18 protein-coding genes are annotated in these 18,251 nt (G+C 70.1%); 2 read left to right on the forward strand and 16 right to left on the reverse strand.

The features are described from left to right. Positions 1-160: 160 nt before the first annotated feature. Both groL and groES read right to left on the reverse strand, forming a co-directional pair. The gene (gene groL, locus KXC42_RS17095; protein WP_219129317.1) at positions 161-1,771 is read right to left on the reverse strand and encodes a chaperonin GroEL; all 1,611 of its coding nucleotides are present in this window, start codon (positions 1,769-1,771) and stop codon (positions 161-163) included. A gap of 87 nt (positions 1,772-1,858) precedes the next feature. Then, a complete protein-coding gene (gene groES, locus KXC42_RS17100; RefSeq protein WP_006550071.1) occupies positions 1,859-2,161 on the reverse strand; it encodes a co-chaperone GroES in 303 nt (100 codons plus the stop codon). Positions 2,162-2,472: 311 nt separating this feature from the next. On the opposite strand from groES, the gene KXC42_RS17105 reads away from it, so the two are divergent. Then, a complete protein-coding gene (locus KXC42_RS17105; RefSeq protein WP_219129318.1) occupies positions 2,473-4,194 on the forward strand; it encodes an Hsp70 family protein in 1,722 nt (573 codons plus the stop codon). 39 nt (positions 4,195-4,233) lie between these two features. Here KXC42_RS17105 and tsaD read toward each other — a convergent pair whose 3' ends face one another. The 8 genes from tsaD to glmS all read right to left on the reverse strand — a co-directional run bounded on the left by tsaD (position 4,234) and on the right by glmS (position 12,687). Beyond that, a complete protein-coding gene (gene tsaD, locus KXC42_RS17110) occupies positions 4,234-5,262 on the reverse strand; it encodes a tRNA (adenosine(37)-N6)-threonylcarbamoyltransferase complex transferase subunit TsaD (protein ID WP_033097166.1) in 1,029 nt (342 codons plus the stop codon). Between the two features lie 44 nt (positions 5,263-5,306). Beyond that, complete coding sequence (rimI, locus tag KXC42_RS17115; protein ID WP_006550067.1) at positions 5,307-5,822, reverse strand: ribosomal protein S18-alanine N-acetyltransferase; 516 nt, start codon at positions 5,820-5,822, stop codon at positions 5,307-5,309. Next, positions 5,819-6,487: a tRNA (adenosine(37)-N6)-threonylcarbamoyltransferase complex dimerization subunit type 1 TsaB gene (gene tsaB / locus KXC42_RS17120; protein ID WP_064060917.1), complete on the reverse strand. Its 669-nt coding sequence runs from the start codon at positions 6,485-6,487 to the stop codon at positions 5,819-5,821. The genes rimI and tsaB overlap by 4 nt, the downstream gene beginning before the upstream one ends. 79 nt (positions 6,488-6,566) lie before the next feature. Beyond that, positions 6,567-7,025, reverse strand: a complete 459-nt coding sequence (tsaE, locus tag KXC42_RS17125; protein WP_033097002.1) for a tRNA (adenosine(37)-N6)-threonylcarbamoyltransferase complex ATPase subunit type 1 TsaE — start codon at positions 7,023-7,025, stop codon at positions 6,567-6,569. Positions 7,026-7,047: 22 nt separating this feature from the next. Continuing rightward, positions 7,048-8,106: an alpha/beta fold hydrolase gene (locus tag KXC42_RS17130; RefSeq protein ID WP_006550064.1), complete on the reverse strand. Its 1,059-nt coding sequence runs from the start codon at positions 8,104-8,106 to the stop codon at positions 7,048-7,050. 4 nt (positions 8,107-8,110) lie between these two features. After that, a complete protein-coding gene (gene alr, locus KXC42_RS17135) occupies positions 8,111-9,283 on the reverse strand; it encodes an alanine racemase (protein ID WP_019288585.1) in 1,173 nt (390 codons plus the stop codon). A 58-nt stretch (positions 9,284-9,341) separates the two neighbouring features. Continuing rightward, the gene (locus tag KXC42_RS17140) at positions 9,342-10,793 is read right to left on the reverse strand and encodes a bifunctional ADP-dependent NAD(P)H-hydrate dehydratase/NAD(P)H-hydrate epimerase (RefSeq protein ID WP_006550062.1); all 1,452 of its coding nucleotides are present in this window, start codon (positions 10,791-10,793) and stop codon (positions 9,342-9,344) included. Positions 10,794-10,821: 28 nt separating this feature from the next. Beyond that, positions 10,822-12,687 carry a glutamine--fructose-6-phosphate transaminase (isomerizing) gene (gene glmS / locus KXC42_RS17145; protein ID WP_006550061.1) on the reverse strand — a complete coding sequence of 622 codons (1,866 nt, stop codon included), beginning with the start codon at positions 12,685-12,687 and terminating at the stop codon, positions 10,822-10,824. Between the two features lie 128 nt (positions 12,688-12,815). On the opposite strand from glmS, the gene KXC42_RS17150 reads away from it, so the two are divergent. Continuing rightward, positions 12,816-13,664, forward strand: a complete 849-nt coding sequence (locus KXC42_RS17150; protein ID WP_019288586.1) for a hypothetical protein — start codon at positions 12,816-12,818, stop codon at positions 13,662-13,664. 16 nt (positions 13,665-13,680) lie between these two features. On the opposite strand, the gene KXC42_RS17155 is transcribed toward KXC42_RS17150, so the two are convergent. The 6 genes from KXC42_RS17155 to KXC42_RS17180 form a co-directional block, all read right to left on the reverse strand. Then, complete coding sequence (locus KXC42_RS17155; RefSeq protein ID WP_219129319.1) at positions 13,681-14,721, reverse strand: WXG100 family type VII secretion target; 1,041 nt, start codon at positions 14,719-14,721, stop codon at positions 13,681-13,683. Next, positions 14,718-15,086, reverse strand: coding sequence for a hypothetical protein (locus tag KXC42_RS17160; protein WP_219129320.1), 369 nt, complete (start codon positions 15,084-15,086; stop codon positions 14,718-14,720). The genes KXC42_RS17155 and KXC42_RS17160 overlap by 4 nt, the downstream gene beginning before the upstream one ends. 118 nt (positions 15,087-15,204) lie before the next feature. Next, the gene (gene glmM, locus KXC42_RS17165) at positions 15,205-16,545 is read right to left on the reverse strand and encodes a phosphoglucosamine mutase (RefSeq protein WP_006550057.1); all 1,341 of its coding nucleotides are present in this window, start codon (positions 16,543-16,545) and stop codon (positions 15,205-15,207) included. A 152-nt stretch (positions 16,546-16,697) separates the two neighbouring features. Further along, entirely contained in the window at positions 16,698-17,201 is a 504-nt protein-coding gene (gene rpsI / locus KXC42_RS17170) for a 30S ribosomal protein S9 (RefSeq protein ID WP_006550056.1), read from the reverse strand. Continuing rightward, positions 17,198-17,641: a 50S ribosomal protein L13 gene (gene rplM, locus KXC42_RS17175; protein ID WP_006550055.1), complete on the reverse strand. Its 444-nt coding sequence runs from the start codon at positions 17,639-17,641 to the stop codon at positions 17,198-17,200. The genes rpsI and rplM overlap by 4 nt, the downstream gene beginning before the upstream one ends. 289 nt (positions 17,642-17,930) lie before the next feature. Then, positions 17,931-18,221 carry a WXG100 family type VII secretion target gene (locus tag KXC42_RS17180; protein WP_016690931.1) on the reverse strand — a complete coding sequence of 97 codons (291 nt, stop codon included), beginning with the start codon at positions 18,219-18,221 and terminating at the stop codon, positions 17,931-17,933. Positions 18,222-18,251: the final 30 nt, after the last annotated feature.

Here is an 18,251-nt window from a genome sequence, read left to right on the forward strand (position 1 = left end):
AGGCCGGTTGGAGGAGTTGCGTCGATACGACGAAGGCCCCGCAGGGAATGCGAACATTCCTTGCGGGGCCTCGCTGTATTCGTGCCGTCCGGAACGACTTTCACGTCCGGCTCGACCTACGGACCCGCCGGGCGGCGGGTCCGCGGCCCTGACCGGTCGCTCAGTGCGCGTGACCGTGGCCGTGCCCGGCCTCGGTCTCTTCCTCCGGCTTGTCGACGACGGCGCTCTCGGTGGTGAGCACCATGCGTGCGACCGAGGCGGCGTTGACGACGGCGGAACGCGTCACCTTCACCGGGTCGACGACGCCCTCGGCGACGAGGTCGCCGTAGGAGAGGGTCGCGGCGTTGAAGCCCTTACCCGTCTCCTCGACCTTGCTCACGACCACCGCACCGTCGATGCCGGCGTTCGTGGCGATCCAGTACAGCGGCGCGGTGAGCGCGGTGCGCAGCGCGGCGACGCCCGTGGCGGCGTCGCCGGAGAGGGACGCCTGGAGCTCTTCGAGCGAGCGTGCGGCCTGTACGAGAGCCGACCCGCCACCGGGGACGATGCCCTCCTCGATGGCCGCCTTCGCGGCGTTGACTGCGTCCTCGACGCGGAACTTGCGCTCCTTGAGGTCCGTTTCGGTCGCCGCACCCACACGGATGACGGCGACGCCACCGGCGAGCTTCGCGAGGCGCTCTTCGAGCTTTTCGCGGTCCCAGTCGGACTCGGTGGCCTCGATCTCACGACGCAGCTGAGCGGCGCGCGCCTCGATGTCCTCGGCGGTACCGGCACCGTCGACGATCGTGGTGCTGTCCTTCGTGACGACGACGCGGCGGGCCGAGCCGAGCAGGTCGAGTCCGGCCTCCTTGAGGGACAGACCCAGATCGGAGTTGATGACCGTACCCGCGGTGACAACGGCGAGGTCTTCGAGGAAGGCCTTCCGGCGATCACCGAAGTACGGAGCCTTGACGGCAACGGCCTTGAGGGTCTTGCGGATCGCGTTGACCACCAGGGTCGACAGCGGCTCGCCCTCGATGTCCTCGGCGATGATCAGGACCGGCTTGCCGGACTCTGCGATCTTCTCGAGGAGCGGGAGGAAGTCGGGAAGCGAGCTGATCTTCTCGCGGTACAGCAGGACGAGCGCGTCCTCGAGGACGGCTTCCTGCGCGTCGATGTCCGTGATGAAGTAGGGCGACAGGAAGCCCTTGTCGAACTGCACGCCCTCGGTGACGACCAGTTCGGTGCTCAGGGTGGAGGATTCCTCGACGGTGACGACACCGTTCTTCCCGACGCGGGTCAGCGCCTCGCCGACCATCTCACCGATCTCCTCGTCGCGCGAGGACACGGTGGCGACCTGCGCGATGGCGGTCTTGCCCTCGACGGGAGTGGCGGCAGCGAGCAGAGCCTCGCTCACCTTGTCCGCACCCTGGGCGATACCGGCACCGAGCGCGATCGGATTGGCGCCTGCGGCAACGTTCTTCAGGCCGGCCTTGACGAGCGCCTGGGCGAGAACGGTCGCGGTGGTGGTGCCGTCACCCGCGACATCGTTGGTCTTGGTCGCGACACTCTTGACGAGCTGGGCGCCGAGGTTCTCGAACGGATCCTCCAGCTCGATCTCACGGGCGATGCTCACACCGTCGTTCGTGACGGTGGGACCACCGAAGGCCTTGGCGAGCACGACGTGCCGGCCACGCGGGCCGAGCGTCACCTTGACGGCGTCGGCCAGCTGGTCGACACCGCGCTCGAGAGCCCGCCGCGCGGTCTCGTTGAACTCGATTTGCTTGGACATGTTCTGCGACTACTCCTGGACTCGGATGTTCCCCAACGTATTCCGCCCCGGGTCCGAAACGGGACACCGGGGCGGAATGCAAGCGGCCTACTTGGCGACGACAGCCAGGACGTCGCGCGCAGACAGGATCAGGTACTCCTCGCCGGCGTACTTGATCTCGGTTCCGCCGTACTTGCTGTAGATGACGACGTCGCCTTCCTTGACGTCCAGCGGGATGCGCTTGTCGCCATCTTCGTCCCAGCGGCCGGGGCCGACGGCGACGACGGTGCCCTCCTGGGGCTTCTCCTTCGCCGTGTCCGGGATGACCAGGCCGGAGGCAGTCGTCGTCTCGGCCTCGTTGGCCTGGACGAGGATCTTGTCCTCGAGCGGCTTGATGTTCACGCTCGCCACGATGAGCCCTCCACTTTCAGGGGTAATGGGGTCCGAGAACCGGTGTTCTCGGACACGGGTGTGTTCAGTCATCACGGTGACTCCGCACGCGTCCCGTCGTCGCGGGTGCCGGGCCGGCGCTCGGTGTCACTAGCACTCTATACACGAGAGTGCCAGCGCTCAAGGGCAACGGGTGCAAACACGCCGACCTGCGTGGAACCCGACGTCATGTTACGGTTGAATAACGGAAACCCATGAGCGTGATCGTTCGGTGACCTCAGCCGAGGTAGGCCCTGGACGCCTGGTCGTCGATCACGCACGGAAGGTGAACAATGCCCACGTCGCTCGGCATCTCCGTCGGCGCCTCCGGCGCCGGCTCGGCCCTGCGCGTCGATGCTGCACACGCGCCCACAACGGAATTCCGCAGACTCGCCTCCGAGTCGCAGCCCGGGCGCGATCTCGGAGATCTCGTCTTCGACGCCGTCTCGCTCACGTCTCCTCGCGGAACCGCCCGCGGAGCCGACAGTCCCGCCATCATCACGGTCGCATACCGCACCGAGGAACAGGCGCACGAGATCCGCACGGCCGCCGAGCGGACGGGCCACATGGTCCGCCTCGTTCCGGAGACCACCGCCGCCCTCGAGTATCTCTACACAGTGGGGGTCCGTCGCGAACCCGGCGCGATCGCGCTCGTGGACATCGGAGCCACCGGCACGACCGTCTCCGTCCTCGACCGCGAGACCGGCACCCTGCTGCGGTCCGCACGTACCGAGACCGTCGGCGGCGACGCCCTGACCGCACGTGTGCTCGATCATGTCCGCAACGCCACCGAGCGGATGCGCACCCGGAGGCAGATCGACCCCGGCCTGCTGGCGGCCCGGTGCCAGGGCGCCCAGGAGGCACTCTCCTCGGCGACGACGACCCGCATCGACATCGCCGAGGCCGGTCCCGACGCGACGGTCACCCTCACCCGAGCGCAACTGGACGAACTGACGACCGATCTCGCCGACGAAGCGGCGGCGTTCACGCGGCGCATCTGCTCGAGCACCGATCCGGTCCCCGATACCATGGCCCTCATCGGGGGCGCGGCCGCGTCCCCCGTCCTCGCCGCGGCGATCTCGGCGGAGTTCGACGGCGAGATCGTCACCGTCCCCGAACCGGGAGCGGCTGCCGCGATCGGTGCGGCACTGTCGGCCGATTCCCCGTCCTCGGTCGGATACACCGTGGTCGGCGCCCTGTCGCGCACCGGCAACCGGTCCTCGGGTCGTGTCTCCGGGGCGGTCGCCGGGCTCCTGGTGCTCAGTGCGATCATGGCCGGCTTCGCCACCCAGCACTTCACCGAACGCGACAGCAGCGACGCCCAGGTGTCGCCGCGTTTCACGAGCGGCGACGTCCCCACGCAGGAGGCCGGTCCCGGCGAGTCGGCCGTCCCGTCCCACGACCCGCCGCCCGAACCCGTGACGTCCCGGAGCACCCGGGACGCACCCGCGCCGACGACGGTTCCCTGGCCGTTGCCGACCGTCGAGCACACCGTTCCGTCGACCCAAGATCCGTGGCCCACTGTGCCCGAGTCGTCGAGCACCACCGTGACGCCCACGCCGATCGATCAGGTGCCGACCCCCGGGTCGACAGCGGAGGAAGAGTCCGACCCGGACCGACCGTTCACGTCGCCGGATTCCGAGACCGCACCGAGGCCCGATCCCGACTCCACGGCTCCGGACTCCACGGCTCCGGACACGACCGCTCCGGACACCACGGCTCCCGACACGACGGCTCCCGACACCACCGAGCCGACCACACCGCCGGAGACGACGAGCCCTGCGCCCACCGATCCGGAGACGACCGAACCGAGCACCGGTGTGAGCCCGACACCCCCGTCGACCACCTCGCCGACCGAGACGCCGTCCGCGTCGTCCACCGGCGCATATCCGACCGACCTGTCCTCCACGATCGCGTCCGTCACGGAGGAGGGCACGACCGTGCCGTCCACCGGACAGACCACGACGGGGGAAACGACCACCGGATCCGGGACCTCGGAGATCGCCCCCACCTAGGCAGCGCGCCCTCCTCGGGTGGGGGTCGGTCGGGAAAGGTCAGGCCACGACCTGCGACACCGACACCGACAGGCCCGGATCCGTCGCAGCGCCCAGCGAGGACGGCTGCGCCCCCGCGGCGATGAGATGCGCGCCCAGCGACGCGATCATGACGCCGTTGTCGGTGCACAACTTCGGCCGCGGCACGCGCAGGGTAATACCCGCAGCAGTGCACCGTTCCTCGGCGAGTGCGCGCAACCGGCTGTTGGCGGTCGCTCCACCACCGAGGACGAGCGTGTCGACACCGAGATCCTGGGCGGCCCGCACAGCTTTCATGGTGAGCACGTCCGCCACCGCCTCCTGGAAGCCCGCGGCGACATCGGCGACCGGCACCGGCTCGCCCTCACGTTCCTTCGCTTCGACGAAGCGGGCCACCGCGGTCTTGAGACCGGAGAACGAGAAGTCGTGACGCGCGTCGCGCGGACCGGTCATACCCCGCGGAAAGACGACCGCGGAGGGGTCGCCCTGGCGGGCCAGCCTGTCGACCTCGGGACCGCCCGGATAACCGAGCCCCAGCAGTCGCGCGACCTTGTCGAAGGCCTCCCCGGCGGCGTCGTCGACGGTGGTGCCGAGTTCGACGATGGGTTTGCCGAGATGTTCGACGTGCAGCAGGTGGGTGTGACCACCGGAGACGAGCAGCGCCACGCAGGGCGGCATCGGTCCGTGCTCGAGGGTGTCGACCGCGACGTGGCCCGCGAGGTGGTTGATCGCGAAGAACGGCACGTTCCACGCTGCCGCGTAGGCCTTGGCAGCGGCGACACCGACGAGAAGTGCTCCCGCGAGACCCGGCCCGATGGTTACGCACACCGCGTCCGGCTTCTCGATCCCGGCCTCGTCGAGGGCGCGCCGCATCGTCGGCACCATGGCTTCGAGGTGGGCGCGGGATGCGATCTCCGGCACCACACCACCGAAGCGGGCGTGCTCGTCCACGCTCGACGCCACGGCGTCGGCCATCAGCTCGAGGGTGCCGTCACCCACCCAGCGGACGATGCCGACACCGGTCTCGTCGCACGAACTCTCGATGCCCATCACGACGGGGCGCTCGGGCAGCTCGAATCGGGGGCTGGTGGTGCTCACGCCGGTGACTCCTCTCGCGGATCCGGACGACGCATCGTGTACGCGTCCGCGCCGCTCGGCTGGTAGTAACGCTTCCTGGTTCCGACGATCTCGAAGCCCTCGCGCCGGTACAGGGCGATCGCCGCGTCGTTGTCGGTGCGCACCTCGAGGAAGACCGGCCCTCCCCAGCGGTCGGCGACGGCCAGCAACTCCCCCAGGAGGGCTCCGCCGATCCCCCGGCGGCGCGCCACGGGGTCCACACCGATGGTGTGCACCTCGGATTCGGGTTCGATGGCCGTACCGAGTCGCGCGAGTCCCGCGTAACCGATCAGCCGGCCCTGCGGGTCGCGGGCCGCGAAGTAGCGGTTGTGGGGCGAGGCCAGCTCCGAACGGAAGGCGTCGGCGCTCCACGGGTCGTCGCCGGGGAACAGGATCTGTTCGAGTTCGGCGCAGCGGGGTGCATCCTCGGGGCGCAGTGCGTCGATGACGACCGCGTTCTCTGCGGCCGTATTCTCCTCGGGTGTGGCGTTCATGCTCGGCGATTCGCGGTCTCCACCGCGTCGGGGCGGCGCAGGTACAGGGGCACGAGCGGCTCCGGTTCGGCGCCCGCGCGCAGGGCGTCGGCCGCGACTGTCACCAGGCCCGCCGGGGACGGCGTCTGCACGTCCACCGCCGGAAGGTCGAACAGCGCGACGTGCGACGACGAGCCCGCCACCCGCACCGACGGCTCGGCGGGCACGTCGGCGGGCTTGCGCACCTCGGGTCCTTCGACGCGGCGGCCGCCGGAATAGCGTGCCCAGTAGATCTCGCGACGACGGGCGTCGGTGACGACGAGCAGATCGTCGTCCGTACCGTGTTCCCGGTGGACGTCCGCGGCGATCGCGTCGAGGCTGCACACACCGTGCACGGGGATGCCGAGCGCATCACCGAAGGCCGCAGCAGTGGCCATGCCGACGCGGAGACCCGTGAACGGGCCGGGTCCGATGCCGACGACGATCGCGTCGAGATCGATGGGGGCAGCGCCGGCCTCGGCGAGGCATTCGAGGATCTGCGGAGTGAGGACTTCGGCGTGCGCTCGCGGATTGTCGAGCACGCGCGCAGCGACCGTCTCGGGTCGGGCATCGTCCCGACCGCGGTCGAGACGGACGACTCCCGAGGTCACGGCGGGGGTGGCGGTATCGACAGCGAGCACGAGCACGATGTACCAGCTTACCCCGCGCGACCTGCCCGGTCGGTGTGCAGTGACGGAAGCCACCGGCATGCGGACTGCCGGTGGCTCAGCCGATCCATTCCCACGAGGCACGGCGGACATCGGTGCCCGGGTCGCGCCGGAGCCGGACCCTCAGATGCCGTTCGGCGAGCTGTTCGACCAAGCCACCGCCCCATTCGACCACCACGACGGTGTCGGTCAGGTCGGTGTCGAGGTCGAGCGCGTCGAGTTCGTCGAGGGCGTTCGGTCCGTCGCCGAGACGGTAGGCGTCGACGTGGACGAGCCCGACCGGTTCGCGTCCCTCCGGACTACCGGGACGGTGTTCGCGGGCGATGACGAAGGTCGGGGAGGTCACGCGTCCCTCCACCCCGAGGCCGGCGGCGATTCCGCGGGTCAGTGCCGTCTTTCCCGCGCCGAGCGGCCCGTCGAGCACGACGAGGTCCCCGGCCCGCAGCTCGGCTGCAAGCCTGCGCCCGAACGCCTCGGTGTCCTCCACGGTCGGCAGTTCGATGGTCTGCTCCCCCACCTGCGGCCCACTCGATTGCGAATCACCCAATTGCGATCTGCCTTCCGTTCACTCCCTGCGTGAAACTCCGCTGGATCAGACGATCGAGGGCACGGTCGACCACCTCGGGGAACTCCAGCTGCACGAGGTGCCCGGCACCACGTACCCGCTTGAGTTCGACATCGGGCAGTTGCTCCGCCAGCGCCTCGGAACTCGCGTACGGGATGACCATGTCGGCGTCGCCGGACAGCACCAGCACGGGCACGGTGCCCAGGACCGGAAGCGCCGCGGACTCGTCGTGCAGTTCGAGGGTGCGGAGGAAGTTGACGATGGTGAGCACCGACGTCTCGTCGAGCATCCGGTCGGACAACTTCACCAGGCGGGGGCTCACGACCGTGCCGTAGGACGCCGCACGCAGGATCGGCGTCACGACGGCACGGGCCGCGCCGCGCGCGAACTGCACGAATCCCGGTGCGGTACGCGCCGCGTACCGGAACGCGTCGATCACCGGGTTCTCGAGATTGCGTCCGATACCGGTCTTGCTGAGCCCTGCCGCGGTGGTCGCCAGCAGACCGACGCCCACGATGCGTTCACCGAACAGGTCGGGCCGCTGGGAGGCGAGCGCGATCGCGGTCATGCCGCCCATCGAGTGGCCCACCACCACCACCGGACCGGTGGGCGCGACTTCGTCGATCACCCGGCCCAGGTCGCGGCCGAGCTGCGCGATGGTGCACGTCGCGGCACCGGAGAAACCGGATTCGCCGTGACCACGCTGGTCGTAGAAGACGGCACGCACGTCACGCCCCCACTGTTCGCGCAGGTGGCGGTACTGCATATGCCAGGCCTGCATGCGCAGGCAGTAGCCGTGGACGAACACGACGGTGAGCCGAGCCAGGGCCGAGCCGCTCTCGCGGACCACGAGCGGGACACCGTCCTCGGTGGTCACGATGCGGCGCGGGAGCCGGAGGATCTCGTCGAAGTCCTCGTTCTGATAGATCTCATGGGCGGGCGCGCCCGCGGTCTTGACCGCGTACAGTCCCGCCGACGATGCGAGCGTCGCAAGGCTCGCACCGAGGAGTCCCATCCTGTTCACGAGTGACATGACGTCACGCTCCCTTCGCTCCGACATAGGTCCGGACGGTCCGTCCGCCGATGCCGGTCACGATCTCGTAGTTGATCGTGCCCAGCTTGTCCGCCCAGTCCTGGGCGTTCGGCTCTCCGTGACGCCCGTCACCGAAGAACAACACCTCGTCGCCCTCGCTTACTCCTGCCCCATCGGGGCCGAGGTCGACGACGACCTGATCCATGCACACGCGCCCGATCTGCGGGCACCGGCGCCCGCCGAGCTGCACCTCGATGCGCCCGCTGAGATTGCGGCGGATCCCGTCCGCATATCCCATGGGCAGCAGCGCCACCGTCGTATCCGCGGGAGCAGTCCAGGTGTGCCCGTAGGACACCCCGTCTCCCGCCTTCACCTTCTTCACCAGCACCACCCTCGCCCGCACGGTCATCACCGGCCGGAAGCCCAGGTCGCCGAGTTCCGGGATCGGTGTCAACCCGTACATCGCAATTCCGGGCCGAACCATGTCGAATCGCAGGTCGGGACGGGTGACGGTGGCCGCGGAATTCGACAGGTGCACCACTTCGGGAGCCAGATGGTGCCGCCGCAGATCCGCGACGGCCTCGCTCAGCCGGTCGCGCTGCTCGGCGTTGCCCGGATGCTCGGGTTCGTCGCCGTGGGCGAGGTGCGAAAAGGCTCCACGCAGCCGCACGACACCTTCGGCCTGTGCCCGGCCCAGGTCGCGCACCATGTCGTCCCACTCGTCGACGGCGACACCGTTGCGGTTGAGGCCGGTGTCGACCTTGACCGTGACGGTCGCGGTGACCCCGACCTGCCGCGCCGCCTCGACGACGGCCGCTAGATGCCGCGGCGAGGACACGCCCAGTTCGATCCCGGCCTCGACGGCGGGAGCGAAATCGGAGTCGGCGGTGTGCAGCCACGACAGGATCGGAGCCTCGATACCCGCGGCGCGGAGTTCGAGGGCCTCGCCGAGCGTCGTCACACCCAGTTCGCGGGCGCCTGCGGCGAGCGCGGCACGCGCGACCGGCACGGCCCCGTGGTTGTAGGCGTCGGCTTTGACGACGGCCATGACCGCAGCGGGACCCGCGTACTCCCGGAGCGCTCGTACGTTCTCCGACACGGCATCGAGATCGATGAGGGCTTCGGCTTGGGGAAGGACGGTACGTGCAGGTCGCGGGGTGCGTTGGGTCGTGGTCACGTCTGTCGATCCTGCCACTGCGCCGTCGGACGCCGACGTCGTGTCCCCGTGTACCACGTCACGATTCGGCAATGTGGGTGCGCAACAGACGAATCGAGTCGCCGAGTCGCGAGAGGATCGCGCTCGCCGAGGTCGGCGCCGCTCCAGGGGACTCGGGGTCCTGCGCGGCCAGGTTCGCGGCGAGGGCGTGGGCCCGAGCACCGGCCGCCGCGGCCAGGTCCACCGGCATGCCCGACGAGAGCAACGACCCGATGACACCGGCCAACACGTCCCCGGCACCCGCGGTCGACGCCCACGAACCGCCCGCATCGTTGACGAAGACGTGCCCGTCGGGCCGTGCCACGAGCGTCGCGCGCCCCTTGAGCAGCACGTGCACTCCCCAGTCGGCGGCGAGGGAACGTACCGCCGCGACCCGGTCCGGTTCGGGGCGGTTCCCGGTCAGGCGGGCGAACTCGCCGGCGTGCGGGGTGAGCAGGGTGTGCGCGGACCGGCCCCGCACGAGACCGGGTTCGCGGGCGAGGAGCGTGAGTCCGTCGGCGTCGACGAGCACCGGCAGGTCGGTGGCGAGGATGTCGCGCAGGTTCGCGCAGGCCTCATCGTCGGTACCGGCACCCGGCCCCACGACCCAGGCCTGCACCCGCCCGGTCTCGGCCACCGAGGGCGACACGACGACCTCGGGGAACCGCGCGAGCACCTCGGAGGCACCCGACCCGGCGTAGCGCACCATGCCGGAGGTCGCGGCGACGGCCGCTCCCGTGCACAGCACACCCGCCCCCGGATACCGGGCGCTGCCGGCACGGACACCCACCACACCCTGGGAGTACTTGTCGTCCTCGGCGCCGGGCACCGGCCAGATCGCGCCGATCTCGGACGGTTCCGCCGCGACCAGCCCGGCCTCCGGGAGTGTGAGTCCGATGTCGACGAGTTCGACGCGACCGCAGCGCGTGGCGCCGAGTGCATGGACCGGCTTGTAGGCGCCGAAGGTGACGGTCACCGCGGCCGTGATCGCCGGTCCGTCGACGGCACCGGTATCGGGGTCGACACCGCTCGGGATGTCGACGGCGATGATCGGCGCGGTGATCTCGTCCACGAGCGCGGCCGCCGCCGGTCGCAGCGGGCCGCGCCCGGAGATGCCGACGATGCCGTCGAGCACGAGGTCCGGGTCGCCGAGGTGCTCTGGAGTCGCCGGGACGATCCGCCCGCCGGCCTTCCGCAGTGCCCGCAGACCCGCGGGGTGCGCCCGGTCGGGGTCGAGCAGCAGTGCAGTGACGGACACGCCCCGCCGGCGCAGGAAGGTTCCCGCCCACAGCGCGTCGCCGCCGTTGTCGCCGGACCCGACGAGCAGGCTCACCCGCCGACCGGCGATCCCACCGGTGCGTTCACGCAGTTCGGAAGCCACGACCCGCGCGAGTCCGTAGGCCGCGCGCCGCATGAGGGTTCCCTCGGGGAGAGACTCCAGCAGCGGCGCCTCCGCCGCGCGGACCACGTCGGACGGGTGAAAACTGCGCATCGTCCCTCCTGCACCGGCGGGTGGGTCGCTATTCGACGGTGACCGACTTGGCGAGGTTGCGGGGCTTGTCGACGTCGTAACCACGGGCCTGCGCGACCTCCGCGGCGAAGACCTGCAACGGCACCGTCGACAACAACGGCTGCAGCAGCGACGCCGACGACGGGATCTCGACGAGGTGATCGGCGAACGGCCGGACCGTCTCGTCGCCCTCCTCGGCGATGACGACGGTGACGGCCCCGCGGGCCTGGATCTCGCGGATGTTGCTGAGCAGCTTGCTGTGCAGCACGGCGCGGCCCTTCGGCGACGGCATGACGACGATGACGGGCAGCCCGTCCTCGATCAGCGCGATCGGGCCGTGCTTGAGCTCACCGGCCGCAAAACCCTCGGCGTGCATGTACGCCAGCTCCTTGAGCTTGAGCGCACCCTCGAGCGCGACCGGGTAGCCCACGTGCCGACCGAGGAACAGCACGGCCGGCGAGGCCGACAGCTCCCGCGCCAGCGCCCGCACCGGCTCCATGCCGGTCAGCAGCTCGGCGATCTTCTCCGGCATCGCCGCCAGGTCCTGGTACTCGCGGGCCACCTCGTCGGGATACTTCGTGCCGCGCGCCTGCGCCAGCGCCAGACCCACGAGGTAGTTCGCGGCCATCTGCGCCAGGAACGCCTTCGTCGAGGCCACACCGATCTCCGGGCCGGTGCGGGTGTAGAGCACCGCGTCGGCCTCCCGCGGGATCTGCGCGCCGTTGGTGTTGCACACCGCCAGCACCCGCGCCTTCTGATCCTTGGCGTGCCGGACCGCTTCGAGGGTGTCGGCGGTCTCCCCGGACTGCGAGATCGCCACGACCAGCGTGGACCGGTCGAGCACCGGATCGCGGTAGCGGAACTCCGAGGCCAGCTCGACCTCGACGGGCAGGCGGGTCCAGTGCTCGATCGCGTACTTGGCGACCAGGCCCGAGTGGTACGAGCTGCCGCAGGCGACGACGAACACCTTGTCGATGTCGCGCAGTTCCTGATCGGACAGGCGCTGCTCGTCGAGCACGATGCACCCGTCGACGAAGTGACCGCGCAGGGTGTCGGCGACCGCGGCCGGCTGCTCCTCGATCTCCTTGAGCATGAAGTAGTCGTGGCCGCCCTTCTCGGCGGCGGCGAGATCCCAGTCGATGGTGAACGGACGCGTCGCCACGTCGGTGTTGCCGTCGAAGTCGGTGACCTCGTAGGAGTTGTTCGTGATCACCACGACCTGGTCCTGACCGAGCTCGACCGCCTCCCGGGTGAACTCGATGAACGCCGCGACGTCCGAGGCGATGAACATCTCACCGTCGCCGACCCCGACGACCAGCGGCGTCGACCGGCGCGCCGCGACGATCGTGCCCGGATGATCGGCGTGGGCGAAGACCAGTGTGAACGCACCCTGCAGGCGGCGCAGCACACTGCGGGCGCTGTCGACGAAGTTGCCCGCCGTCGGACCCTCGGCGTAGGCGCGGGCCACCAGATGCACCGCGACCTCGGTGTCGGTGTCGCTGGCCAGCTCCACACCCGACTTCTCGAGCTCCTCACGCAGCGGCGCGAAGTTCTCGATGATGCCGTTGTGCACCACCGCGACCTTGCCGGTCGCGTCGCGATGCGGATGCGCATTGCGGTCGGTGGGACGACCGTGGGTGGCCCACCGGGTATGCCCCATCCCCGCGGTACCGGCGAAGTGCTCCTCGCCGATCTCGGCGAGCTCGGCCTCCAGATTGACCAGCCGCCCCGCCTTCCGCTCGACGGCCAGACCACCCTTGCCGTCGAGGATGGCGATTCCCGCCGAGTCGTAACCCCGGTACTCCATCCGCCGCAGCGCTTCCACCACGACGTCGAGAGCACGACGGTGCCCGACATAGCCCACGATTCCGCACATGCCTAGCAGGGTACTGGTCGACCCCCGCCCGGGAACAACACACCGGTGAGCCCGTACACCTGCATCGGGGCACGCCGTCCGGTACGCACCGACCCCGGCGGGCAGCGCCATCCGCTAACGTTCAGGCCGTGGCGGCGAACCCCAAGAAACTGGCTCAGGAACTCTCCCGGCGCGGCCCGCACTCGGTGCTGCGCGGCGACCTGGCGCTCGCCGGTCAGCCGGGTGTCGTGTACACCCCAGCGGAAGGCTTCGACCTGCCCGCGATCGCGTTCGGGCACGGCTGGCTCACCGGGGTCACGAAGTACACGAAGCTCTTCGAGCACCTCGCGTCCTGGGGAATCGTGGTGGGCGCACCCAACACCGAACGCGGACCGGTGCCGTCGACGATCGGCTTGTCGACCGACCTGCTCACCACCCTCGACATCTGCACCGGCGTGCGTCTCGGTACCGGGCGGATCAGTGTCCATCCGTCGAAGCTCGCGCTGGTGGGCCACGGCTCGGGTGCCGGGGCGGCGGTGCTCGCCGCTGCGAGGCGTGAGGTCGCGGCCGTCGCCGCGCTCTACCCCTCGCCCGTCTCCCCCGCTGCCTCCGAAGCCGCGGGCCGCGTGCGGGCACCGGGCCTCGTCCTCGTCGGCGAGAAGAGCATCGGGTCGATGACCAGCGACGCCGTCGCGGTCGCCCGGGGCTGGGGCAGCGACGACGTGCAGCTGCGGGTCGTCGAGAAGGCGAACGACGAAGGACTCGTCGAGGGGCGCCGCCTGCTCGGAGCGCTCGGCGTCGGTGGTGCCGAGCGTCGCACCCAGGAACGCACTCGTGCGCTGCTCACCGGCTTCCTGCTGCACCGTCTCACGGGCGACAAGACGTACGCGATCTTCTCCGACCTCACCACGGAGCTGCCCGGCTCCACGGTGATCTCCGACCCCGACGTCGTCGATCGCGATCTCGGCACGCAGGTCAACCTGCTCCTCGGGCGCTGACGTTCCGTCGTTCGCGTCACAGCGGTCCGGCTTCCGCGAGCACGACTCCTGCACCGCCCTCGTCGTTCTCGTCCTGCCGGCGGTCGGCCTCGACCGGTCCTGGGGTGTGTTCGCGTCTGCGTTCGCCCGGGCGGATCCCGGGAACCGTCAGCAGTGCACCTTGATTCGGCGGGTCGCTCGGTCCGTGCTGCGTCGACCCGTCGTCGACGACGGGAGCCACCGTCCCGGCACCGGATACGCCCGCGGCCGCCGCCCCGGCATCATCGGCGACGCGTTCGGTGGTCGTCGCCAGGTCGGTGACGCTGCCGGCGATCCGGCGGACGGCCTCCTCACATGCCCCGAGCACCACGTCGACGGCGTCCCGGACCGCCGGGACCAGACGTTCCTCCATCCATCTCCGGCACTCGGCGGCAGGGTCGGACACGTCGCCACGCGGCGGGTCGCCCAGGTTGCCACCGGGCGGGTCGCCCAGGTTGCCACCGGGCGGGTCGCCCACGTCGCCACCGGGCGGGTTGCCGAACCAGCGGGCATGCTCCTCCGGGCTCGGTCCGTGCGGGCCACCGCTCGCTCCGGCGACGATCGTGTCGATCTCGTCCCTCGTGCGACCGTCGACGGTGCCTTCCGCGAGTTCCCCGACGACGCGGGCCTTCTCACGCAACGCTGCGGCGATCGCGGTGGCCGCCGATTCCAGCGCGACCGCGAGATCGGTCAGCGACGCACACAGCGCCACTCCGGAACGGACGGTGGCCGTCAGCTCGGCGCGAGCCCGGTCGGCGGCGGATCCGTCCCACGACTCGTCGAGTTGCTGCAGGAGGCGACGCTGTTCGTCGGTCCGACGACCGAGCGAGGTCGCGAGCGAGCGCGTCGTGGCGGCGTCGTCGGCGAGGGCGGGCAACGAGAGGGTTCGTTCCTCGTCGTAGCGTGCCCGGACGTCCGCGACGCAACAGCCGGACTCGAGCCCGAGAGTGTGCAGGGACTGCACGAGGTCGGTCAGACGGGCCAGGCCGGGCGCTCCCGCGTCGAGGATGTCGCCTGCGCTCTCGGGAGGGGTCCTCACGGCTGCCGGGTCCCTGCGTCGCCGAACCCGACGCTGTCGAGTACGGCACCGGTCACAGCGGTGAGGGCGATGCCGGTCGCGTCGTCCTGGTGCCGGTATCTGTCTGCCGCCGCGCGCAATGCGTCGGCCTGCGCCTGCACTGTCGCCGCCCAGCTCTCACACGTCGCACGCATCCTGCGATATCCGGTCTCGACGCGAACGCCGGCCGACCGGTGCGTCGATCCGGCACCGGAGCCGTCGAAGACGAGACCGCCGAAGCCACGACGGATCTCGTCGTCGGCGTCCTCGGCGACCTCCGCGAGTCGTGCCGCGACGGCTCGCACCGCGTCGCCGTCGACCTGGATCGTGCTGTGCTGTGTGTCCATGTCCGCCCTTCACCCACCGAACCCTCTCGAAGGGTTAGGACGCAGCGCAGGACGATCCGGTTCCACCGCAGCGTGACTGCGAGCGGAAACCGGCAGCGAAGGGCAGGGACCGCGCAGGTCAGACGGCGGCGACGACTCCCGCGAGACGGTCGGCGACCGCCCGGGCGTGATCGTCGTCGGCGGCTTCGACCATGACGCGTACGAGCTGCTCGGTGCCCGACGGACGCAGCAGCACCCGGCCGGTCTCACCGAGTTCGCGCTCGGCCTCCGCGACCGCGTCCGCCACCGCAGGATCGCTCGCGACGGCGACCTTGTCGTGGACCCGCACGTTCACGAGGACCTGCGGAAGCGATGTCATCACCGAGGCGAGCTTCGCGAGCGGCAGACCCGTCGTGGCGATCCGCTCCATCAGGCGCAGGCCCGTGAGCACGCCGTCGCCGGTCGTACCGTGCGCGGGCAGGACGATGTGGCCGGACTGCTCACCGCCGAGGCCGTAGCCACCGCGGCGGAGCTCCTCGAGCACGTAGCGGTCGCCCACGCCGACGGTGCGCACCTGGATCCCCGCCGCGCGCATCGCGAGATGCAGACCGAGATTGCTCATCACCGTGGCGACGAGGGTGTCGTCGGGAAGTTCACCGGCTTCGTGCATGCCGAGAGCGAGGATCGCCATGATCGCGTCACCGTCGACCACCGTGCCGGTCGCATCGACGGCGAGGCAGCGGTCGGCGTCGCCGTCGTGCGCGAGACCGAGGTCGGCGCCGTGCTCGAGCACGGCCTGCTGCAGCACGGACAGGTGCGTGGATCCGCAGCCGTCGTTGATGTTCAGTCCGTCGGGTTCGGCGTTGATCGCGATGACCGTGGCACCTGCGGCCGCGTAGGCGGCCGGGCCGGCCTGCGAGGCGGCGCCGTGCGCGCAGTCGACCACTACGGTCGTACCGGTGAGCGGCTTGTGCACGGCCGTCGCGAGATGCGCGAGATAACGGTCGAGGGCGTCGGACACGACGCGCACCCGGCCGATACCGGAGCCGGTGGGGCGTGCGGCGCTCTCGGCGTCGCCGTGCAGCACCGCTTCGATCCGGTCCTCGACCTCGTCGTCGAGCTTGTGCCCGCCGGCTGCGAAGATCTTGATGCCGTTGTCGGGCATCGGATTGTGCGACGCGGAGATCATCACGCCGAGGTCGGCGCCGTAGTCACCCGTGAGGTACGCGACCGCTGGGGTGGGCAGTACGCCCACCGACACCACGTCGACTCCGGCTGCGGTGAGTCCGGCCGTGACGGCCGCCTCGAGCATCTCCCCGCTCGCGCGTGGATCTCGACCCACGACCGCGACCGGTCGCCGCTCGGCACCCTGCGGGGCCAGGACCGCTGCCGCAGCGCCTGCCAGGCGTACTGCCAGCTCCAATGTGAGCTCGGCGTTGGCCAAGCCCCGGACTCCGTCGGTGCCGAACAACCGACCCATGTACACAGCCTCCCAGTCGTGTGCGGCCCCCGCCGCGGGTGTCGATAGAGGACAGAATGCACGAAAGCAGGCGCCGGTAGGAGATGTCTACCGACGCCTGCTCTCGTGATGGAACAGGTGCCGACTCTGACGAAATCAGCGTCGGCGGCACATCAGCGCTTGGAGTACTGCGATGCCTTACGGGCCTTCTTCAGGCCGTACTTCTTGCGCTCGACGGCACGCGGGTCACGCGTGAGGAAGCCGGCACGCTTGAGCGCGGGGCGATCCTCGGGGGTGACCTCGGTGAGTGCACGCGCGATGGCGAGACGCAGCGCGCCGGCCTGGCCGGACGGACCGCCGCCGTGCAGGCGTGCGTGGATGTCGAACGACTCGGTGCGCTCGACCGTCACCAGGGGCGACTTCACGAGCTGCTGGTGCACCTTGTTCGGGAAGTAGTCCTCGATGGTGCGGCCGTTGAGGGTGAAGTTGCCGGTGCCGGGCACGAGGCGGACGCGGACGACAGCCTCCTTACGGCGACCGACGGTCTGGACCGGACGGTCGAACACGATCGGGGCAGCAGGTGCCTCGACGACGTCCTCGACGTACTCGTCTGCAGCGACCTCGACGTTCTCGACGTACTCTTCGGGGTTCACGTTCTGTTCCTCGGGCGTCGTCACTGTGCCACCTGCTTGATCTCGAACGGCACCGGCTGCTGCGCGGCGTGGGGGTGGTTCGGGCCCGCGTAGACCTTCAGCTTCTTCGCGATGGCGCGACCGAGCTTGTTCTTCGGGAGCATGCCGGTGACGGCCTTCTCCACGAGGCGGTCGGGGTTCTTCTCGAGAACCTCGCCGACGGAACGAGCCCGCAGACCGCCCGGGTGACCGGAGTGGCTGTAGAGGAACTTGTCGGTCCGCTTGTTGCCGGAGACGGCAACCTTGTCGGCGTTGATGATGACGACGAAGTCACCACCGTCGACGTGCGGCGCGAATGTGGGCTTGTGCTTGCCGCGGAGCAGGTTTGCCGCCTGCACCGCGAGGCGGCCGAGCACCACGTCGGTGGCGTCGATGACGTGCCACTGATGGGTCACGTCGCCGGCCTTCGGTGTGTACGTAGACACAGATCTTCCTCGTCTATCGTTTCGCTGCTGGCCTGCATGCCGACGGTTGCCACGCCCGGCGGCCAGTTGGGACCCGGGAGAGGTGTTCGTCGCACCACAGGGCACGACGACGTGCGACACGCCGAGGGGACACTCTACCGGGCGGACGCCGGGCCGGTCAAAGCACCGCAGCAGCCCTGCCCTTGCGCACCCTCCGCTGGAGCACCCCGGAAGCAGCAGCACGTCCCGGCGGCCTCTCCACCACCGGGACGTGACAGCGCCGGATCGGTCCGGATCCGGCAGACCCGGATCAGCCCGGGAAGCGCTGCTGGTTCAGTCGCTCGACCTCCTGCATGTTGTCGTTACCGGTCGAGACCACCCGACCGATGTCGTGCAGCACCTGGATGAGGCCGGCCTCGGCCTCGTTCCAGCGCGCCTGCGTGGCGGCGTAGCGCTCCTGCGCCCCACTGTCCCAGGTGGCGATGAGGGGCGCCACCTGCCCCTCGATGCGGTCGAGCGTCGCCTCGATCGCCTTCTGACCGGACACGAGCTGGGCGTGCAGGTCGGCGACGCCGGCGAAGTTCTGATAGATCTCGGACACGGATCGTTCTCCTTGTTCTCGAATGTGTGC

Source organism: Rhodococcus sp. LW-XY12, from assembly GCF_019317345.1.
Taxonomy (GTDB): domain Bacteria; phylum Actinomycetota; class Actinomycetes; order Mycobacteriales; family Mycobacteriaceae; genus Rhodococcus; species Rhodococcus pyridinivorans.